General features: G+C 63.7%; 3 protein-coding genes. 2 read left to right on the top strand and 1 reads right to left on the bottom strand.

Annotated elements, in window-relative coordinates; genetic code table 11:
• On the top strand, positions 1–205 hold a 205-nt coding region (locus WCE35_RS17480), incomplete at its 5' end, for a BA14K family protein (protein ID WP_424594581.1).
• 51 nt (positions 206–256) lie between these two features.
• Here the strand turns inward: WCE35_RS17480 and WCE35_RS17475 are convergent.
• Complete coding sequence (locus WCE35_RS17475) at positions 257–751, bottom strand: AAA family ATPase (RefSeq protein WP_424594580.1); 495 nt, start codon at positions 749–751, stop codon at positions 257–259.
• A gap of 187 nt (positions 752–938) precedes the next feature.
• Between WCE35_RS17475 and WCE35_RS17470 the strand changes: the two genes are divergently transcribed.
• A complete protein-coding gene (locus tag WCE35_RS17470) occupies positions 939–1,862 on the top strand; it encodes a ketopantoate reductase family protein (RefSeq protein WP_424594579.1) in 924 nt (307 codons plus the stop codon).
• Positions 1,863–2,043 lie beyond the last annotated feature (181 nt).

The following is a 2,043-nucleotide window of genomic DNA, read 5'->3' as shown; positions in this document are numbered from 1 at the left end:
CCGGTTTCGGAGCTACGATCCGGCATCGGGAACCTACAAGTCCTATGACGGGCAGATGCGGTCCTGCCATCAGCCGGCAGGCAGCGCCTCGATCGAGAAAACCTATTTACTCTCTCGCTCGACCGGGCCGGGCAAACCCGTCCAGGGCGCGGGACGGAGGGGCCGGTCGAACCCGGCCAGGCCAATCGTGACTCCGGCGATCTGACCCCGGCGACAGTTGCCGGCGCAACCAGCCCGTCATTGCCGGCGAACCGGCTCACGGCGTGTGAATGACGACGTTGAAGCCCTCGCCGGGTTCGGGAGCGACGAAATAACGCGTGAACAGATCGTAGTCCGCGTCGCTGACCTGGAACGGGTGCTCGCCACCGGCATTTCGCTGCCGTAGCCGCTGCCGGCAGCGCGTGTCGGGAATATCGAGCCAATGAAGTTCGTGGGCCGCCATGGCCTCGGTAAACAGCGAACGCATCCAGTCGCGATTGCGGACGGTGTTGGCGGGGAAATCCAGTACCACGGAAAGGCCTTGCCGCAGGATATCGACAATGTGCGGCCCCATCGCCGCGCGAAGCCGCGCCGAATATTTCGCGTAGTCTTCGATCGTCTTCAAGTCATCGGCGAACAGGTTCGACGTCCAGTGATCCTCGCTGACGAGCAGGGTCGCCGGGCGCGCGGCGAGACGCCGTGCCAGGGTCGACTTCCCCGCAGCAATCTTTCCGCAGATGAGATATAGAGTTGGCGCGCGAGCCGGATTCATGCGCAGGGAATATCACGCGGTCCGCGGGTTATTCAATTTGATCGTCTGCTCCGGCAATTGTAGCCCGCATGCGCGCATGCGATATGCGGGGATCAACAAGACCCGGATGAGAGCCTGTCATCGGGCGGCGCTTTGCGCCGACCCGTTGGCTGATCCGGGCCACACTTCCTGAACGAGGAGAAAATCGATGCGGATTGCGGTTGTCGGCGCCGGCGGCGTCGGGGGCGGATTTGGCGCGGCGCTGGCGAAAGCGGGGGGCGATGTCACCTTCATCGCGCGCGGCGCCCATCTTGCCGCCATGCGGAGCCAGGGATTGAAAGTCGGGGGCGGCCGCGGCGAGACCCATCTGGTGCCGACCCGGGCCACCGACAATCCCGCCGAGATCGGCCAGGTCGATATCGTGCTGTTCTGCGTCAAGCTATGGGACGTCGAAAGCGCCGGCGAACACATCAAGCCGCTGATCGGCCCCGACACCGCGGTGATCCCGCTGCAGAACGGCATCGACGCCGCCGAGCGGCTGATCCCGATCCTTGGGGAAGGCGCCGTGATGGGCGGCGTGGCGCAGCTCTCGGCCTCGATCACAGCGCCCGGCGTGATCGCGCAGGTCGGCACCTTCATGCGCATGATTTTTGGCGAGTTCGACGGCAAGCAAAGCAAGCGGGCTCAGGATTTTCTCGCGCTCTGCCTGAAGGCCGGTTTTGACGCGACCCTGAGTGAGCAGATCCTCACGGATTTGTGGATGAAATTCATCCTGCTCGCCACCAACGCCAGCATCACGGCGCTGGCGCGCCAGCCGATCGGAAAGCTGCGCGACGATCCGGACATCCGTCCGGTGTTCATCGCGGCCCACCAGGAGATCATCGATGTCGGCCGCGCCAGGGGCGTGGCGCTGCCGGCCGATGCGCTGGCGCGGATTCTCGAATTCAACAGCCACGCGCCGCCGGCCATGAAGGCGTCGATGGCGCTCGATCTCGAGCGCGGCAACCGGCTGGAGCTGCCCTGGCTCGGCGGCAAGGTCGTCGAACTCGGCCAAAAGCTCGGCGTCCCGACGCCGACGCACAGTTTGATGTATGCGATGCTGAAGCCGTATGTGATGGGGACAAAGGGGTGAGGGAGTAGCCTAGGGCTAATTAGCCTAAGGGCGTGCCCACCTTTCAACGAACGACGGATTACGCAAATAATGATTCAGAACCAAAGCCGACCACCAATTCAGATCACCTTGCATCCTGACGGAGTCGCGGCGCCGTCTCAAACCGCCGCCATCGTTTGTAGAGAGGTCGTCGATTTTTACC

Source organism: Bradyrhizobium sp. (genome assembly GCF_049691595.1).
GTDB lineage: Bacteria > Pseudomonadota > Alphaproteobacteria > Rhizobiales > Xanthobacteraceae > Bradyrhizobium.
The sequence above is the reverse complement of the archived record's forward strand: the minus strand, read 5'-3'. Positions and strand labels throughout refer to the sequence as shown.

Excerpts from the sequence above, each read along its gene's own strand:
- WCE35_RS17475 (WP_424594580.1), bottom strand. The coding sequence starts at position 751 with ATGAATCCGGCTCGCGCGCCAACTCTATATCTCATCTGCGGAAAGATT.
- WCE35_RS17470 (WP_424594579.1), top strand. The coding sequence starts at position 939 with ATGCGGATTGCGGTTGTCGGCGCCGGCGGCGTCGGGGGCGGATTTGGC.